The following is a 17,512-nucleotide window of genomic DNA, read 5'->3' on the forward strand; positions in this document are numbered from 1 at the left end:
GGATTGCGCATGCGGACTCGAGTAGTTTCCCCGAGTCGGCCCGGCGCGCGAGACGGGATCGTTGGCGTCATGATCCACACCGGTACTCCGCAGCCTTGGCCGTACGGCACGCCGCCCGTAGGGCAGCGGCCGGTGCGGACCTGGGACGTCGTACTCGCCGTCGTGCTGTACTCCGTCGCCGTAGTTCTGGGTGCGGCCGCCGCCTATTTCACCGTCTTCTTCGCCTTCGCCTCAGATCCGTGCGGCCAGGACAACTGCCGCACCGAATACCTCGGCTGGGCGTTCGCGGTGTCATGGGGCGGGACGGCGACCGCGATCGTCGGGGTTACCGCGATCCTCGTTCTGGCCGCGATCAAGCGTTGGTACATGTGGTACTGGCCGGTGCTGGCGATGGCGCTCATCGTCCTGTCGTTCGCCGGCGGCGTCGCGCTGGCTTCCCAGGTCTACACAGGCGCTTGAGATGCCCTGCGGCCGTTGACCGGTCATGCTGAAGCAATGGCGTGGCACATCCGGCGACGAACGGCCGATGCCTTGCGCGTGGCGCTGGGGTCGGTGATCGTCCTCGGATTCGGCTGGGTGATGGCCGCTTTCGTCCCGCTCTACGAAGTGCTCCTGCGCGACGGACACGAGGGCCGAGGCGTCGGGTACCTGCCGTGGGCACAGGTCATCGCCTGGGCGGGCATCGTGGCGTCGGTGCTCGCAGCGGTCGTCTCGGCCCTGGAGAAGGTGCGCGACCGGAGGCCGATCGCTTGGACTCCGCTGATCGCGGTGCCGCTGATCCTCGAATCCTGGCTGGTCGGCTTCTTGATCGCGGTCGTGCTGGTCTCGTATTGATCTGCCGCTTCTCCGAGTTCGATCTGCCCAGGTGTGGGCAGTTTTCGAGCGGAGGGTGCCGGTCGAAAACTGCCCACAGATCCGCCCATGGATTCGGATGGGACAGAAGCGGATCAGCCCAGCCGCTCCACGATGGTGGCGTTCGCCAGACCACCTGCCTCGCACATGGTTTGCAGGCCGTAGCGGGCGCCGCGGTCCTGCATGGCGTGGACCAGCGTGGTCATCAGGCGTGCGCCGGACGCGCCGAGCGGGTGCCCGATCGCGATCGCGCCGCCGTTGACGTTGACCTTCGCCAGGTCCGCACCGGTGTCGTGCGCCCAGGCCAGGACCACCGGCGAGAACGCTTCGTTGATCTCGATCAGGTCGATGTCCGACAGCTGCAAACCGGCCCGCTGCAAGACCTTTCTGGTCGCCGGGATCACCGCGGTGAGCATCAGTAGCGGGTCGTCGCCGGCCACCGCGAAGCTGTGCAGCCGGGCGAGCGGCTTCAGCCCGAATTCCTTCGCGCGCTCGCTGGTCATGATGAGCACCGCCGCGCTGCCGTCGCTGACCTGGCTCGCGCTCGCGGCCGTGATCGCCCAGCCGATCTGCGGGAAGCGGGCGGCCATGGCCGGGTCGTAGTAGGCGGGACGGAGTGCGCCCAGCGTCTCCAGCGTGCTACCGACCCGGATGCCCTCATCGGTGGCGAGTCCGTTGATCGGCGCTAGTTCCCGCGCGAACAGGCCGTTCTTGGTGGCGAGCGCGGCCTTCTCGTGGCTGGCGAGCGCGAACTCGTCCAGCTGGGTGCGGGTGAGTCCCCATTTCGCCGCGATCAGCTCCGCGCTGATGCCCTGCGACACCAGGCCTTCCGGGTAGCGCTCGGCGAAGCCGACGCCGGAGATGTCGTCCGATCCGACCAGATTGGCGCCCATGGGAATCCGGCCCATCGACTCCACGCCCGCGGCGACCACGATGTCGTAGGCGCCCGCGATCACGCCTTGCGCGGCGAAGTGGATCGCCTGCTGGCTGCTGCCGCACTGCCGGTCGACGGTGGTGGCCGGGACCGATTCGGGATATCCGGCGGCCAATGCGGCCCGCCGTGTCATATTCGCCCCCTGCTCGCCGAACTGGGTGACGACGCCGCCGATCACGTCATCGATGAGGGCGGGATCGATGCCGCTGCGGTTCACCACCTCGCGCAGGCTGTGGGCCAGCAGATCAACCGCATTGACATCGTGCAGTGCTCCGTTCGGCTTGCCTTTGCCGATCGGCGTGCGTACCGCTTCGACGATCACCGCGTCTCTCATGGTGCTTCCTTCCGGACCGAGAGCCGGGCCGCCATGCCTGGCTCTATCAACACATAGTCAGATTACACCTGGCAATAGTTGACACAAGTCAGCTCCGGTATGATGTTCGTCATGGCAGCAGTGATGGAAGGACCGTTGGCCGATCTCAGCGCGTGGAAGGCCGAGGAATGCTCGATCGCCAAGGCGATGGACATCGTCGGTACGCGCTCGGCGGTGCTCATCCTGCGCGAGGCGTACTACGGGACCCGGCGGTTCGACGGGTTCGCCAGCCGCGTCGGCATCACCGACGCGGCGGCCGCGGCCCAGTTGCGCAAGCTCACCGAGGCGGGCTTGCTGGCGAAACGGCCCTACCAAGAGGAAGGCAAGCGCACCAGGCACGAATACGTGCTCACCCGGATGGGACGAGATCTACTGCCCGCCGTGCTGGCGCTCATGCAGTGGGGCGACGCCTACTTGCAGCCGGGGCCTGCCCCACTGCTCTTGGTCGAGGAGTCGACCGGCGCCCCGGTGCGGGTGCAGGTGCGCAGCGAGTCCGGCCGCGAGATCGAACTCGAGGAACTGGGCGTACGGCTCAACGAGGAGTACGCCCAGCAGCGGCGCGAGCGCCGTCGAGTGGACGCGACAGACTGATGCCTGCTCGCGGCGCTGTGCCGAGCGGGCCGTCGACCTGCGATGCCGCGACCACACCTGAGCTGCCGAGCCGCCGGCGGTGACCGCCTCGCGCTGGATCGAGCCGAGAGCCGAAGCCGTGCGGCCCACCCGGCAGCGTGCTCAGTTGAGCCTGCGTCCTTCGGTGTCGAAGAAGTAGACGTGCTCCGGCGCGGTGGCCAGCCGCAGCCGGGCGCCCTTCGCAGGCGGATTGCGCCAATCCGCGCGCGAGACGATGGTTTCCCCGGCGCCGTCGGTCCCGCCTTCGGCAACGGTGCGGCCGTAGATGTAGGCGTCGGAACCGAGTTCCTCCACCACGTCGACTTCCATCTCGATGCCGGAGCCGTTACCCAGTTCGAAATGCTCCGGGCGGATACCGACCGTCACGGTGTTCCCCGCCTCGTCCGCGACCGTGCGCGGCAGCGCGATCGCGTGCCCGCCCAGCTCCACCCGGCTATCGGTGACCGGAAGCGTGAACAGGTTCATGGCAGGCGAACCCATGAACCCCGCGACGAACACGTTGGCCGGATCGCGGTAGAGGTCGCGCGGAGTGGCGCACTGCTGCAACAGGCCGTCCTTCAGCACGGCGACCCGATCGCCCATGGTCATCGCCTCGACCTGGTCGTGGGTGACGTACACCGTGGTGGTGCCGAGCCTGCGCTGCAACTGCGCGATCTGGGTGCGGGTCTGCACGCGCAGCTTGGCGTCCAGGTTGGACAGCGGCTCGTCCATCAGGAACACCTGCGGCTGCCGCACGATCGCGCGGCCCATCGCCACCCGCTGACGCTGGCCGCCGGACAGCGCCTTCGGCTTGCGATCCAGGAAGGGCTCCAGGTCCAGCAGCTTGGCCGCCTCCAGGACCCGCTTCTCCTTCTCCGCCTTGGCCACCTTGGCCAGCTTCAGCGCGAAGCCCATGTTCTCCGCGACGGTCATGTGCGGATAGAGCGCGTAGTTCTGGAACACCATGGCGATATCGCGTTCCTTCGGCTCGGCGTGCGTGACGTCGTTCTCGCCGATCAGGATGCGTCCGCCGTTGACCTCCTCCAGCCCGGCGAGCATGCGCAACGAGGTCGATTTCCCGCAGCCGGAGGGACCGACCAGGACGAGGAATTCGCCGTCCTCGATCTCCAGGTTCAGCCGATCCACCGCGGGTTTGGCGGATCCGGGGTAGAGCCGCGTCGCGTTGTCGAAGGTCACAGTGGCCATGACGAATTCACATCCCATCCCGGCAGGAACGTGCCGGACGATCCGAGTAAGGGTGCGGCGATCCTATCGGGCGGGCCGGCGACGAGCCACGTCAGCGGGTGCGCGCCTCGAAGAACGCGCGCGGGACGTCGACGAGCATGGTGTCGATCTGCTCCTTGGTGACGCCGCGTTCGAGCACGTAGGGGAACACGTCGTCGAACAGGTGGGTGTAGTGCCACTGCGGCAGGGCGGCCATGGCGGCGGGCTCGATCCAGTCGATGTAGCAGCTCGCGTCCTGGGACAGCACCATCCGGTCGGTGTAGCCGCGGCGGACCATCTCGATCAGGGTGTCGGCGCGGGCTTCGAAGGTGGTGTCGAGGTTGATGCCGAAGCGGTCCATGCCGAGCACGAAGCCGGCGTCGGCGAGTTCGGCGAGGTGATCGCAGTCGGTGGTGTCGCCGCTGTGCCCGAGCACGATGCGACCCGGGTCGACGCCTTCCTCGTCGCACATCACGCGCTTCACGTCGAGCCCGGCGCGCGACTCCGGATGGGTGTGCACCGTGATCGGCACGCCGGTCTCGAGATGGGCCCTGGCGACCGCGCGCATGACCCGTTCGACGCCCGCGGTCAGCCCTTGCTTATCGATCGCGCACTTGAGCATGCCCGCCTTGACCCCGGTGCCCGCGATGCCGTCGCGGATGTCGCCGACGAACATGTCGACCATCGGGTCGGGGACCTGGGCGCCGACGATCTCGTTCAACGCAGGGCCGCGGTAGTGGAAGAAGAACGGGACATCCCCGTAGGTGTAGATGCCGGTGGCGACCACCAGGTTCAGCGGCACCTGCTCGGCGATTCGCTGGATCCGTGGGATGTAGCGGCCCAGCCCGACCACCGTCGGATCGACGATCGTCCGCACCCCGGCGTCGTAGGCGACCCGCAACCGTCGCACGGCATCGGCGATGCGTTCGTCCTCGGAGCCCCATTCGGCCGGGTAGTTCTGCTGGACGTCCCCGGTGAGCACGAAGACGTGCTCGTGCATAAGTGTCACTCCGAGCTCGGCGGAATCGATCGGCCCGCGCACGGTTTCCAGCGTCGACACAGCGATTTCTCCTCATCTGAGCTGCGCATTCGCAGGAATCGTACGAACCGGTATGTGAGGTGGGCCATATTCTCCGGTGCTGAATCTTCGTACAACTTTCGTGCGCATCGCACAGAAGGACGTGGCTCAGGCCACCGGGCACGGTTGCAGCACCGCCGGTCCGAACCAGCGGGCGGCTTGCAACGCCAGATGCAGGTGCAGCGTGCGATCGTGATCGTCGAAGTCGTGGCGGGTCAGGTCGAGTGCCTGCCGCACCCGGTACTGGACGGTGTTGCGGTGCACGGCCAACTCCTGCGCGGCCGCGGCGTAGCTGCGGTTGTTGGCCAGGAAGACGCGCAGGGTTTCGCGCAGCCAGAGATTGCGCTGGTTGCCGGTCGCGAGTTCACCCAGGCAGTCGGCCACGTACTGGCGCAGTTCCTCGATGTCGCCGCCCAGCAGCGCGACGGCCGCCACCTGGTCGTGCGACACCGCGCGGGGCGCGTCGGGACCGGCCAGCAGCACGAGTTCGCGCACCCGATCGGCTTGCCGCAGGCTGCGGCGGAATCCCGCGACGCCGGAGCCGCGCCCGCCCACCGCCACACGCACCGGCAACGCCAGTGCCGACAGGGCACGCTCGATGGCCTCGGCATCGATGGTCGTGTCCCGAGCGATCGAGAACCACAGCCGCACTTCGCGTTCGTCGGTCGGCACCAGCAGCGCCCGGCGGGGGTGGCCGAGCAGCGGAACCAGCGCCGCGCGCACGGCGTCCAGGACATCCACCGCGGCCCGTGCGGACAGCTGCGGCTCGGTCCAGGCGTTCACCGCGACGTGCCGGCCGGACAAGGGATAGCCGAGCACTTGCTCGGCCTGGTCGATGTCGTCGGCCGAGCCGTCGAGCACCCGCGCCACCCATTCCTGACGCAGGCCGCCGCGACTGCCCACCCACCGGTCGCGCTCCTGCTCGTAGGCGATGCCGACGTGCTCGCACACCCGGTCGATGTACACCGCGGAGCGATGGACGATCCGGATGATCGCCGCCGCGCTGTCGGAGCCACCCAGTTCCGCCGCGTAGCGCATCGCGATGTCGAGGAACCCGGCATGCCCCACCCGGTACGCCCGCATCAGCGCCGACAGCGGGACGTCGCGCTGCGCGAGCGTGCGCGCGTACACCAGCGCCCGCGCCGGGGCGTGCACGTCGTGCTCGGCGGCGTCGTTCTGCACGAAGTCGAGGACGGACATCAGATTGTCGGTGGTGCCCGCCTCGAACAGGCCCCGCAGCCGGGCATCCAGGTCGAGCGCCGCGACTTGCGCGCGCATCACCGCCGACAGCTCGGCGATCAGCTGATCGCGACCGCGCAGCATCGTCGAGACGACCGCGCGAACCACTTCGTTCTCGCCGTCGGCCACTGGCGACACCTCCCTTCGCCGGGCTCGGCATCGGGTCTCAACCTAGCCCCCGCCGGATGCGCCGGAAGCATCGTGCGGCGACCTGCGGGAACCCCACCGCGCCGGTAGCCTCGGGGCGGGGGCGGGCCGAGCGACGAGGAGTAATGCCATGAGTCGTCCAGTTCGTATCGGAGTTCAGCTACAACCGCAGCACGCGCCGGAGTACCGGCTCATCCGTGACGCGGTGTTGCGGTGCGAGGACGCGGGCGTCGACATCGTGTTCAATTGGGACCACTTCTACCCGCTCACCGGCGATCCCGACGGCGCGCACTTCGAGTGCTGGACGATGCTGGGCGCGTTCGCCGAGCAGACCGAACGGGTGGAGATCGGCGCGCTGGTCACCGGCGGCGGCTACCGCAATCCGGATCTGCTGGCCGATATGGCGCGCACCGTCGACCACATCAGCGGCGGGCGGCTCATCCTCGGCATCGGCGCGGGCTGGTTCGAGAAGGACTACGACGAGTACGGCTACGAATTCGGCACCCCGGGCAGCAGGCTCGAGTTGCTGAAGGAGACCCTCGCCCGGATCAGCGCCCGGCTGCCGAAGCTCAATCCGCGCCCGACTCGCGACCTGCCGATCCTGATCGGCGGCGGTGGCGAGAAGAAGACCTTGCGGCTGGTCGCGCAGTACGCCGACATGTGGCACACCTTCGCCGACCTGGACGTGCTCGCGCACAAGAACAAGGTGCTCGCCGAGCACTGCGCCGCCGTCGGCACCGATCAAGCGCGCATCGAGCGCTCGGTGCAGTGGCCGGGTCTGGAGAAGGCGCCCGCTTTCGTCGAGGCGGGGGTGACCACCTTCACCATCGGGGCCAGCGGACCGGATTACGACCTGAGCGAGGTCGCGAAGGCCGTGCGGTGGCGCGACGAGGTCAACCCGGAACCGGTGAGCGGGCTGGCCTGATCCGGATTGCCCGGCGACTGTTGCGCGAGGGCGGTGTGGAGTTCGAATCACCGTGATCGAAACTCTGGACCGCCGCGGCGGCATGGATTCCGGCAATTCCGGCCCTGGGGTAGCCGTGGGTTAGCAGAATTCCGCCGCTAGGGTTGTCCGTCATGGCTGTTCTGCCCGCTGTTCGGTCTCGTGCGTTGATCGCCGTGATATTGCTTGCCGTCGGTCTCAGCGCGACGGCGTGCGGTTCCGGCTCCGACGACGCGAGCACCGAGCGCAACCTCTGCGCACCGCCCGGCCCGGCCGCCGCCTCCGCCGCGCCGACCAACCTGGCCTCGTCGGCCGCCGCGGGCAGCGACCGCTACACCACCGCGACCACCGCGCCGCTGACCTCGATCGACGTCTCGAAGCTCGGCTTGATCACGCCCGGCAAGCTCAGCGTCGGCACGCTCTCGGACGCGCCGCCGAGCATCTGCGTCGACCGGCAGGGCACGTTCACCGGCTTCGACAACGAGCTGCTGAAGGCGATCGGCGCGAAGCTCGGCCTCCAGGTGGAGTTCTCCGGCACCGAGTTCGCCGGGCTGCTCGCCCAGGTGTCCGGCGGTCGCTTCGACGTGGGCTCGTCCAACATCACCACCACCGACGCGCGCCGCCAGCTGGTCGGCTTCACCAACGGCTACGACTTCGGCTATTTCTCCCTGGTGGTGCCGAGCGGCAGCGGCATCAAGGGGTTCGCCGACCTGAACCGGAGCACACGGATCGCGGTGGTGCAGGGCACCGTGCAGGACGAGTTCGTCGTGAACCAGCTGCATCTGGACCCGGTGAAGTTCCCCGACTACAACACCGCCTACGCCAACTTGAAGTCCGGCCAGGTGGACGCCTGGGTGGCCCCGTCCGCCCAAGCGGAAGGCGCGATCAAGCCGGGCGACGGAACATCGGTGTCGCAGAACACCTTCAGCCTGGACAACTTCGTCGGCTACGCGGTCGCCAAGAACAACCAGCCGCTGATCGACGCGCTCAACAGCGGCCTGGACGCGGTGATCGCGGACGGCACCTACGCCAAGCTCTACACCGACTGGGTGCCACGGGAGCTGCCGCCGGGCTGGAAGCCGGGCTCGCGGGCCGCGCCCGCGCCGCAGCTGCCGGACTTCGCGGCGCTCGCGGCGGGCAAGAAAAAGGACGAGACGGAGCAGAACGCGCCGAAATCCACGGTGCAGCAGTTGCGGGAGACGTTCTTCGACTGGTCGCTGTACCGCAAGGCATTTCCCGATCTGTTGAAGACCGGCCTGCCCAATACCTTGATCCTCGCGGTGGTCTCGGGTGCGCTCGGCACCGTGATCGGCATGCTGCTCGCGGTCGCCGGTATTTCGCGGACTCGCTGGTTGCGCTGGCCCGCGCGGGTTTACACCGACATCTTCCGCGGTTTGCCCGCCGTGGTGATCATCCTGCTGATCGGTCTCGGCGTCGGGCCGGTGGTGCGCAACCTGACCGGCAACAACCCGTACTGGCTCGGTGCGGTCGCGCTGGCGTTGCTCGCCTCGGCCTATATCGGTGAGATCTTCCGCTCCGGCATCCAATCGGTCGAGGCCGGGCAGTTGGAGGCGGCGCGCGCCATCGGTTTCGGTTACCGCCAGGCGATGACGCTGGTGGTGATCCCGCAGGGCGTGCGCCGGGTGCTCCCGGCTCTGATGAACCAGTTCATCGCCCTCATCAAGGATTCCTCGCTGATCTACTTCCTCGGCCTGCTCGCCACCCAGCGCGAGCTGTTCGCCGTCGGCCGCGATCTCAACGCGCAGACCGGCAATCTCTCGCCGCTGGTCGCCGCCGGTCTGGCCTATCTGCTGCTCACCATCCCGCTCACCCACCTGGTGAACTACATCGACCGCCGGATGCGGACCGGCCGACCCGACCGGCCGATCGACCAGGTGGAGGCGGCCACGATCACGGAAGGGCGCGGATAGATGAGTGCCTCCCTCACCGGTACCGGACTGCATCTGACGCTCGGACACAACCACGTGCTGCGCGGGATCGACATCCACGTCGACGCGGGCAAGACCGTCACCGTCATCGGGCCGTCCGGGTCGGGCAAGTCGACCCTGCTGCGGGTGCTGAACCGGTTGTACGAGCCCGATCAGGGCGACGTGCTGTTGGACGGCAAGTCCGTGCTCACCGAGAATCCGGACCGGCTGCGGCAGCGTATCGGCATGGTGTTCCAGCATTTCAATCTGTTCCCGCACAAGACCGTCGCGGAGAACGTCGCGCTGGGCCCGCGCAAGCTGCGCGGCCTGTCCAAGGACCGAGCACGGGCACTGGCCGTCGAGCAATTGGAGATCGTCGGTCTGGCCGACAAAGCCGATTCCCGTCCCGGGAACCTGTCCGGCGGGCAGCAGCAGCGCGTGGCCATCGCACGGGCGCTGGCGATGCAGCCGGAACTCATGTTCTTCGATGAGGCCACCTCGGCGCTGGATCCCGAGCTGGTGAAGGGCGTGCTCGGTTTGATGACCGACCTCGCCTCCGGCGGCATGTCGATGGTCGTGGTCACCCACGAGATGGGCTTCGCCCGCACGGTGTCCGACAGCGTCGTGTTCATGGATCAGGGGCAGGTCGTGGAGACCGGCACGCCCGACGCTTTGTTCGACGACGCGCGGACTCCGCGTTTGCAGAGGTTCCTCGCCCAGGTGCTCTGAGTCGGTAGCACATTCGGCGCAACTTTCATTGATGCGCATCTGCTAATGTATTTGTCATCACGATTCCAGCTATCCGCGCGAGGAAAGAGGGAAATTCGATGACCACAGCACACGCCCAGCACACCGGCCACGACCATGTGCACGGCCCGGACTGCGGGCACACGGCGTTCCAGCACGGCGATCACATCGACTACGCCCACGATGGTCATCTGCATCGCGAACACGCGGGTCACTACGACGAATGCGAGCGGTCCGAGCACTGCGAATGCCGCGATCACCCGCACCGGCACGGTCCGAACTGCGGCCACGAGGCCGTCCAGCACGGCGACCACGTCGACTACCTGCACGACGGCCATCGTCACGCCGCCCACGACGGTCACTTCGACGAGCACTGATTCGCGTCGGTCTCCGGTTCTAGAGTCGGGCGGGTGATCGAAGAACTCGAGATTCGTACCGGGGCGGGAACCTTCGACGTACTGGCCGCCGGCGCTCCCGGCGGACGGGAAGTGCTGTTGCTGCACGAGTTCCCCCAAGGCGCACGGGAGTGGGAGTTCCAGCTCCGCGTGCTCGGCGGCGGCGGGTGCCGCGTCGTCGCGCCCGACCAGCGCGGGTACTCGCCGGGGGTGCGGCCGGAGCGAGCCGCCGACTATCGGCTCGAGGAACTGGTCGGCGACGTGGTCGCGATAGCCGACGCGCTGGGGTGGGAGCGCTTCGACCTGATCGGCCACGGCTGCGGCGCGCGGGTCGGATGGGCAGTGGCGGCGGAGCTGCCGGAGCGCGTCCGCACGTTCAGCGCGGTGTCGCATCCGCATCCTTCCGCGCTCCAGCAGGCGATAGCCGAGGACGAGGATCAAGCGTTGCGGTCCCACCATGTGATCGCCCTTCGGCAGCCGCGCACCGCGGAGCGGGCTCTGCTCGCCGACGACGCCGCCGCGCTGCGCCGGATCTTCGAGTGGAAGATCCCGGAGGAACGCGTCGAGGATTACGTGGGTCGGTTGTCGCGGCCCGGCGCGCTCACCGCCGCGTTGAACTGGTATCGCGCCATGGACCTCGCCGGTCCGACCGGCCCGGTGTGCGTTCCCACCTTGTACGTATGGGGCACCGAGGACGCGACCTTCGGCTCCACCGCGGCGCTGGCGACCGGAAAATACGTCTCCGGCCCGTACCGATTCGAGATGCTCGAGGACGTCTCGCACTGGGTTCCGGAAGAGGCGCCCGAGGCGCTGACCCGCCTGCTGATCCAGCACCTGCTCGCCCATCGCGGGTGAATGCCTCGGCGGCGCTGTTCATCCCGCCGTTCCCCGCACACGGTGCGCGGACGGGGGGAAAGCTGAGTCTCGTCCACCGACAGGCAAGGGAGGTGAACCGTGGAGGTCAAGGAAGTCAATCGGCGAACCATCGCCCAGTTCCGAGCGGGCGGCGAGATCGAGGGCATGCAACGCGACCGTCTGATCTTGCTGACCACGATCGGCCGCAGAACCGGCGCCCCGTACACCACCCCGCTGATGTTCCACCACGACGGCGACCGCCTGCTCGTCGTCGCTTCCAACATCGGTGCGCCGAAACATCCCGACTGGTACGCGAACCTGCGGGAGAACCCGCGCGTCACCGTCGAAGTGGGCGAGGAGAGCTATCCGGCGCTGGCCGCCCCGTTGACCGGCGACGACCGTGCCCGCACCTGGGCGATGCTGAAGAACGCCTACCCGTTCTTCGCCGAACACGAGATGCAGACGTCCCGGGTCATCCCGGTGGTCGCCCTCACGCGGGCGTGACGAGCACCGGACTAGCGTCGGGCGCGCGTGTCGGCCGCGTCGACTCGCCGGTCGGCGACCAGGTCGAGCAGGGCGGTCAGATTGTCGGGGTCGGTGGGGTCAACGGCCCCTTCCGGTAGAGCCAGTTCCGTGAGCCGTTGGCCCCGGTGGAAGGCGGCGGGGCGCAGCGGCGGCGCGTCGTCGGGTTGCCCGAGGATGGTGGCGAGGTTTCCGTCGTTGTCGTAGACGGCGTAGTAGCGCATTGGTGGGCTCCTCAGAGGCCGGTCGAGGCGGTCATCCAACTGGTGTTGCTGGTTCTCCTGGTCGCGAATCGTGATGGGTGACGGCGTTCGAGCTTATCCACACGTTCGAAGCTGAGTGTCGGTTTGCGCACTAGTTGCGTTACCCATTCTCGCGCGTTTCCCGCGGCATCGCTGCACGTAGACCGGTATATGGAGACCGCGCGGGATGGTTTGCCCGAGTTAGGCGCACACGGTGGCGAAGGCCGCCCAGAGCACCGGGGAATGCTCGATCCGGCCGGTGTCGCGCCATGCGCTGAGACGGTCGCGCTGCCATTCGGCGATGGCGGTCACGGGGTCGGGTCGCTCGTGCGCCTCGTCGATGGCGCAGATCGTCTCCTGGAGCGGGTGGACCTGCGCCGGTGCGCCCGCGACGCGCTGAAAGGCGAAATCCGTGGGCAGCGGCCACCGGCTGGCGGTGACCAGTTCCGCGCCGCCGGTGATCATCGCGGCGGTCAAGCCGAGCGCTTCGCTGAACCGCAGGTCGCCGCCGCTCTCACAGGCGATCAGCGCGACCCGGCTCGGGATCGGCCACAGTCGTTGTCCGGCAACAGGTTCCGATTCGATGGTATGCGTTCCGAGCAGGAGGTCTTTGGCCGAGAGCGGCCGGTGGGTGCGGGACGGTTCCGCGAAGCCGACGGCATCGGCGGTGCAGGCGAGATGCAGTTCGGCGTCCTCACTGCGGCCCGATCCGGGCGCGGCGGCGGTGACGTGTCCGACGTAGAGCAAGCGGCTCGCGCCCGCGCGCAGGACGGAGCCGAGCCAGTCGCGATCGACATCCGTGCGCCGGAAGGTCTCGACCGGGTTCGCTACCGCGGGGCGCAAGCGGTCGTTCGCGGTGTACATCGCCATTCGTTGTGCGAGCGGGGCTTCAGCGGTCATCCGGCCCAGCACCGAGCCGAGCGTCGAATCGGCGCGGAAGCCGGGAATGCGCGGATCCAGCACCGCGACGACCGGCCGCGCGGCGGTCTCGGTCCAAGTGCGGGCGATCCGTCCGGGCGCTTGCGCGACGCCGGCAGGCGCGAGCAGGCTGACGTCGGCGATGTCGATCAGCCGGACGTCGCGATCCGGCGCGACGAGTTCCCACGGCACCTGGGCGACACGCGGTGACGGTTGCAGCCGGATATGCGGGCGCACGCCGCGCTGCCACAGCTCGTAGAGCTGTGCGGCCAGGCCATAAGGCAAAAGTGCTCGCGAAAGCGCCTGTGCGACGGCATATTCCCGTTCGTAGTCGGCGAACGCGCCGGTGGTGAGCGCCTGCTCGAGACCGCCGGGCTCGGCGGGACGCGGCAGCGCGTCGGCGAGCAGTCCGACCGCCCGCATCGCCGCGTCCTCCGGGAGCACTCCCGCGCCGCGAGGCGCGCTGTCGTCGACCCATCGCCACGACACGTAGATGTCTCCCGCGTCCGCCATGCGGACCAGCACCGTCGGTCGCGTCATACCGTCAGCACCCGATCGTCGCGGATCACCCGGCCGTAGCGCTGTTCGGCGGCGGCGATGAACGGCGCGAGCGCGATTCGGCCTTCCGCGGCAAGTGCCAGGCGCGGTGGCGGAGCGACCGGCAGACCCGCTCCGGCCGCGACCTCTGCTAAGGCGGCGCCCAGTTGCAGGGCGGCGTTGCCGGGATGATCGGTGAAGTCCTCCGGCGGGTCGAGCAGATCGAGCGGAAGCCGTGTGCGAGTCGCCCGTTCGGTGCGATCGAGCGCCAAAGCTGTCCCAGCGCACTGTGTTTCGACCAAATCGGTGACGAGGACACCGTTGCCGGAAAGGTAGGCGAAGCGGAACGCAAGCCGCATCGCGGGGTCGGCGATCTGCCGGTTCCACTGCTCGCGCTGCGTACCGTTCGGCAAGGTGTGGCGCACGGCGTCGATGGCCAGGGCGGCGGGAACGGCGATCCCCACAGCGCGCCAGAGCAACTCCGCGGGCGGCGACTCGGACGCGTCGATCGCGCCTTCCAGGAGCGTCGCGTGCCAGAAATCGAGCTGGGCGCAGTGCAGGCCTAGGCCACGCTCGGCATAGACCGCGAACGCGGCGGCGAGCAATTCCTCGCACTCTGCGACCCGCCCGGACTTGAACGCCACGGTGGCGGAACGAATGCGCAGGTCGGCGGCATCCAGTACGGCGCTAGACGTGACGAAATACGAGAGGCTCCGCCCGTAGAGATCCTGGGCGTCCGCCAGATCGCCGCGGCCCTCGGCGAGAAATCCCATGGTCTTGAGTCCGACCCCGGCCCGATACCCCAGCCCGGCCTGCTCGAAATAGGCCTGACTGGATCGCAGCGGCGCCTCGGCCTCGTCGTACCGCTCGAGGCGGACGAGCATGGTGGCGAGATTCTGTTCGGTCTCGGCGACCGCGTTGCGGTCGCCCGCGGACTCGAACGCGGCGAGCGCTTGCCGCGTGAAATCGACGGCCAGGTCGCGGCGTCCGGTCTCGAAGTAGGTGGCGGCGAGATTCATCAGCGGATGACCCGCCAGTTGCGGCGCGAAACGCCGTGCCGCGTCGAGTGATTCGGCGGCGATCTCGGCGGCGTAGGCCCAGTTCTGCCGGTGCAGTGCGACGGCGGTCAGGGAGAGCAGGCAGGCTACGCGCAGCACACCGAGATCGGTGTCGGTGTTGTCGGCGAGCAAGGCGCGTGCTTGCTCCAGCGCCGCTTGCGCCGCGTCGAGATCGCCCAGATGCTGGAGCGCTTGCGACATGTTGACCAGGGCATTCGGGCGCAATCGCGGTGCGTGTTCGGGCATCTCGGCCAACGCCGAGCGGTAGAGGGCGAGCGAGGCGGCGTGGTCGCCGAGTTCGTCGGCCATGCTCGCGGCGTTGATGATCGCGCCGAGCCGGATATCGCCGGTTGTTCGTTCAGCGGCGTCCTCGAACAGGCGTTTCGCCTCGGCGGGGTCGCCGCGGGTGTATGCGGCGGCGCCAGCGGCGAGCAGTTCCCGGCCGTCGTCCGGAGTCGCCTCGGTCATATCAGAAGTCCGAATCCGACGCGGCAGCGGCGATTTCCGCCAGCAGGAGCGAGTCGGCGGAGTTGCCGGATGCTTCGTCCGCGCGGTGCAGCCGCGTCGTGACCAGGTCGCGAATCCGCGCTCGGCGCGTCGCCGCGTCCGGCTCCTGTTCGTCCACGCCGACGCCCGGGACGTAGATGTGCACGGTCACGCCCGCTTCCGCTCCGGCCGGGGCCGTGCTCTCGGCCCGCCAGAGCTCGCCGTCGCGGATCAGCGGCACGTCGGCGGCGTCTGCCGGAGTGCGAATTCCGGCCCTGGGATGCAGGTGTGCCGGTAGGTCCGTTGGCGAAAGTGGGGCGGCGACCGCGCTCACCCGCACTATCGTGGTCCCCGCCGCGCGCACCACTTCCCAGGACACGGCGCGCTCCGAGGCGTCGAGCAGGCCCGGCGGGCAGCGATGCCAGTCCCAGCCCGCGCTGCCCCTGGCCAGGACGAGAGCGCCGGGCGCGACGATGGTGGCCGGTCCGGCGGCGAGCGCGTAATCCTCCGCGCGGCCGAGTGCCCGTGCGGCCGTGCGTTCTTCGGGAGTCGCGTCGGCGCCGTCGACGATCAGATCGCATTCCTCGCTCAGCGTGGCTATCTCGTCTTCCAGCAGGTCTTCGTCCAGCGGGGCGATGCCGTCCAGAGTCGACGCGGGCCACCAGCGTGCCGCCCAGCGGGCGTAGCCGAGCCGCCAGGCATGCGCGGCGAGGTCGGGCAGTGCGGGCTCGGCCGTGTATTCCCCTTCACTGCCGCTCGTTTCGTCGAGAGCGATGGCCACCTCTGGGCCGTACACCGCCCAGATCCACTCCTGTGCGAGGTCGAGGTCGTCGAGCACCGCCGCCGGGGTCGTCTGCCCGCTGAGCAGGCTCCACGTCAGATGCCCGCCCGCCACCTCGAGCACGAGCACGTCCACCCCGGCCGCGCCGTCCACGACGGTCGGAGCGTCGTCCGGCGCGAGGATCCACAGGCCGTCGCGGCGGCGGATGCGTACGGTCGTCATCAGCTCGCCTTCGTTTCCGCCGCGTCCGGCTCACCCACGCTCGCCCGCACGCTCAGCGCCCGCTTGACCCGCGTGCGATGGTCCAGGATCACCGAACGCGCCACACCGTCGAGCAGATCCCACAGCTCGTCCGGATCGTAAACGGCGAACTCTCGGACATCTCTGCCGTGCAAGCGGACCCACAAGCGCCGCAGGTACGGCTGCCACGGCGTGATCAGCTCGGCGGCGATGGCGGCCAGCGGACCGGTGGGCCGCTCGGCGGACACCACCAGCCGCCGCGCCTGCAACACGTATGCTTCCCGCTGCCAGCGGCTGTTCACCACCTGATGCGCCGTGGATTGCATTGTTTCCGTCGCTGTTTCGGCTAGACGTAGCCGCGGTCGGCCCGTCGACTGTTCACGACGGTGCTCGATGGGCGCCAAACCGGTCGCCAGCGCGGTCCCCGCCGTCGCTGTTACGCGCAGCGACTCGTCCAGCAGCGCCCACGGTGCACAACTCCGCGCGATCTCGGCGTCGACCAGCTCGGGGATCGGCGGCAGCTCCGCGCGCTCGGTGGATGCCTGGAGCACGGTGAACACCCGCTCGTACACGGTGCGATCGAACGGGAGCCCGAGGGTCGATTTCGAGGCCGAAGAACCGATCGCGGGGCGAGGCGGCACCGGATGCGTGGTCAACCCGAGTTCCTGAGCGGACGCGTCCTGCCACAGCCGGATCCCCGCGTGCGTACCCGCATGGGCGGCGATCAGCCGGTCCAGGGTCTCCTGTCCGTCGGCGTCCTCACCGAGTCGTGCGGCCGCACAGGCTTCCAGCAGCTCGTCCACCTCCGCGTCGTGGTCACCGCCCGGCGGGCCGGTGAGCGGACGCCGCCGCCAGGCCAGCTCGAGCAGACCGGCCAGCTCCCGTTCCCGCTCGCGGTCGGTGAGGTATTCCTTCAGCGCTTGCGTGGTGCGTCCGGCGGTGTACTCGTGGATCTCGCGCAGTGCGTCCTCCGCGACTCCGCGCGCCCGCGCCGGATCCGGCATACCCGAGGTGGTCGCCAGCTCGAAACAGCGCTGGAAATACAGATCCTGCGGGTGCCCCTCGGTGATCCGCAGTGTCCGCCGCACCTGCTTGAGCACCGTGAACCAGGCCGCCGTCGCACGCAGTACATCGGCCGCCGCCTGAATGCGCGCCTCCAACAACACCGCGCCATCCGCCGTCAGGATCGGCCCCGCGCACAACGGATGCTGCACGGGCCGGATCACCAACGGGTCGAGCACGAGCTTCACCGTCCGGCGCAGCGGACCCCCGTGCGGGCCGCTGAGCGGTTCGACACCCTCGAGCCTGCGCCACACCTCATCGAGCACCATGGCGCGCGGTCGTCGCATGCGTGCAGTGTATTGCCGCGACTCTCGTCCCGGCGGGTGCACGGCAACCTCACGA

The 17,512-nt window shown here is 68.8% G+C and carries 18 protein-coding genes; 9 read left to right on the top strand and 9 right to left on the bottom strand.

The window, feature by feature from the left end:
- Window positions 1-69: 69 nt before the first annotated feature.
- Together ABZW96_RS04170 and ABZW96_RS04175 are read left to right on the top strand one after the other, a co-directional pair.
- Window positions 70-459 (top strand): hypothetical protein, encoded by a 390-nt coding sequence (locus tag ABZW96_RS04170; protein ID WP_355071201.1) that lies wholly within the window; start codon window positions 70-72, stop codon window positions 457-459.
- A gap of 36 nt (window positions 460-495) precedes the next feature.
- Entirely contained in the window at window positions 496-834 is a 339-nt protein-coding gene (locus ABZW96_RS04175; protein ID WP_355071203.1) for a hypothetical protein, read from the top strand.
- Between the two features lie 113 nt (window positions 835-947).
- Here the strand turns inward: ABZW96_RS04175 and ABZW96_RS04180 are convergent, their stop codons facing one another.
- Window positions 948-2,120, bottom strand: a complete 1,173-nt coding sequence (locus tag ABZW96_RS04180) for an acetyl-CoA C-acyltransferase (protein ID WP_355071204.1) — start codon at window positions 2,118-2,120, stop codon at window positions 948-950.
- 111 nt (window positions 2,121-2,231) lie between these two features.
- Here ABZW96_RS04180 and ABZW96_RS04185 point away from each other — a divergent pair, with 111 nt between their 5' ends.
- Window positions 2,232-2,750: a helix-turn-helix domain-containing protein gene (locus ABZW96_RS04185; protein ID WP_355071206.1), complete on the top strand. Its 519-nt coding sequence runs from the start codon at window positions 2,232-2,234 to the stop codon at window positions 2,748-2,750.
- A gap of 141 nt (window positions 2,751-2,891) precedes the next feature.
- Here ABZW96_RS04185 and ugpC read toward each other — a convergent pair whose 3' ends face one another.
- The 3 genes from ugpC to ABZW96_RS04200 form a co-directional block, all read right to left on the bottom strand.
- Window positions 2,892-3,974 carry a sn-glycerol-3-phosphate ABC transporter ATP-binding protein UgpC gene (ugpC, locus tag ABZW96_RS04190; RefSeq protein WP_355071208.1) on the bottom strand — a complete coding sequence of 361 codons (1,083 nt, stop codon included), beginning with the start codon at window positions 3,972-3,974 and terminating at the stop codon, window positions 2,892-2,894.
- A gap of 91 nt (window positions 3,975-4,065) precedes the next feature.
- Window positions 4,066-5,052 (bottom strand): phosphotriesterase-related protein, encoded by a 987-nt coding sequence (locus ABZW96_RS04195; RefSeq protein ID WP_355071209.1) that lies wholly within the window; start codon window positions 5,050-5,052, stop codon window positions 4,066-4,068.
- A gap of 126 nt (window positions 5,053-5,178) precedes the next feature.
- Entirely contained in the window at window positions 5,179-6,438 is a 1,260-nt protein-coding gene (locus ABZW96_RS04200) for a helix-turn-helix domain-containing protein (protein ID WP_355071210.1), read from the bottom strand.
- A gap of 148 nt (window positions 6,439-6,586) precedes the next feature.
- Here ABZW96_RS04200 and ABZW96_RS04205 point away from each other — a divergent pair, with 148 nt between their 5' ends.
- The 6 genes from ABZW96_RS04205 (at window position 6,587) to ABZW96_RS04230 (ending at window position 11,828) form a co-directional block, all read left to right on the top strand.
- Window positions 6,587-7,381: an LLM class F420-dependent oxidoreductase gene (locus ABZW96_RS04205; protein ID WP_355071212.1), complete on the top strand. Its 795-nt coding sequence runs from the start codon at window positions 6,587-6,589 to the stop codon at window positions 7,379-7,381.
- A gap of 152 nt (window positions 7,382-7,533) precedes the next feature.
- A complete protein-coding gene (locus ABZW96_RS04210; protein ID WP_355071214.1) occupies window positions 7,534-9,330 on the top strand; it encodes an ABC transporter substrate-binding protein/permease in 1,797 nt (598 codons plus the stop codon).
- Window positions 9,331-10,056 (top strand): amino acid ABC transporter ATP-binding protein, encoded by a 726-nt coding sequence (locus ABZW96_RS04215; RefSeq protein WP_355071216.1) that lies wholly within the window; start codon window positions 9,331-9,333, stop codon window positions 10,054-10,056.
- Between the two features lie 98 nt (window positions 10,057-10,154).
- Complete coding sequence (locus ABZW96_RS04220; protein ID WP_355071217.1) at window positions 10,155-10,451, top strand: hypothetical protein; 297 nt, start codon at window positions 10,155-10,157, stop codon at window positions 10,449-10,451.
- Between the two features lie 33 nt (window positions 10,452-10,484).
- Entirely contained in the window at window positions 10,485-11,324 is an 840-nt protein-coding gene (locus tag ABZW96_RS04225) for an alpha/beta hydrolase (protein ID WP_355071219.1), read from the top strand.
- A 99-nt stretch (window positions 11,325-11,423) separates the two neighbouring features.
- Complete coding sequence (locus ABZW96_RS04230) at window positions 11,424-11,828, top strand: nitroreductase family deazaflavin-dependent oxidoreductase (RefSeq protein ID WP_355071221.1); 405 nt, start codon at window positions 11,424-11,426, stop codon at window positions 11,826-11,828.
- 11 nt (window positions 11,829-11,839) lie between these two features.
- Here ABZW96_RS04230 and ABZW96_RS04235 read toward each other — a convergent pair whose 3' ends face one another.
- From ABZW96_RS04235 to ABZW96_RS04255, 5 genes are all read right to left on the bottom strand, one after another.
- Window positions 11,840-12,070: a hypothetical protein gene (locus ABZW96_RS04235; RefSeq protein ID WP_355071223.1), complete on the bottom strand. Its 231-nt coding sequence runs from the start codon at window positions 12,068-12,070 to the stop codon at window positions 11,840-11,842.
- Between the two features lie 219 nt (window positions 12,071-12,289).
- Window positions 12,290-13,546, bottom strand: a complete 1,257-nt coding sequence (locus ABZW96_RS04240) for a CHAT domain-containing protein (protein ID WP_355071225.1) — start codon at window positions 13,544-13,546, stop codon at window positions 12,290-12,292.
- On the bottom strand, window positions 13,543-15,069 hold the full coding sequence (locus ABZW96_RS04245; RefSeq protein ID WP_355071227.1) for a tetratricopeptide repeat protein: 1,527 nt from the start codon (window positions 15,067-15,069) through the stop codon (window positions 13,543-13,545). The genes ABZW96_RS04240 and ABZW96_RS04245 overlap by 4 nt, the downstream gene beginning before the upstream one ends.
- Window position 15,070: 1 nt before the next feature.
- Window positions 15,071-16,090, bottom strand: a complete 1,020-nt coding sequence (locus ABZW96_RS04250) for a hypothetical protein (RefSeq protein ID WP_355071229.1) — start codon at window positions 16,088-16,090, stop codon at window positions 15,071-15,073.
- The gene (locus ABZW96_RS04255) at window positions 16,090-17,439 is read right to left on the bottom strand and encodes a hypothetical protein (protein ID WP_355072077.1); all 1,350 of its coding nucleotides are present in this window, start codon (window positions 17,437-17,439) and stop codon (window positions 16,090-16,092) included. The genes ABZW96_RS04250 and ABZW96_RS04255 overlap by 1 nt, the downstream gene beginning before the upstream one ends.
- Window positions 17,440-17,512 lie beyond the last annotated feature (73 nt).

The organism is Nocardia sp. NPDC004168, from assembly GCF_040610355.1.
GTDB lineage: Bacteria > Actinomycetota > Actinomycetes > Mycobacteriales > Mycobacteriaceae > Nocardia > Nocardia sichangensis.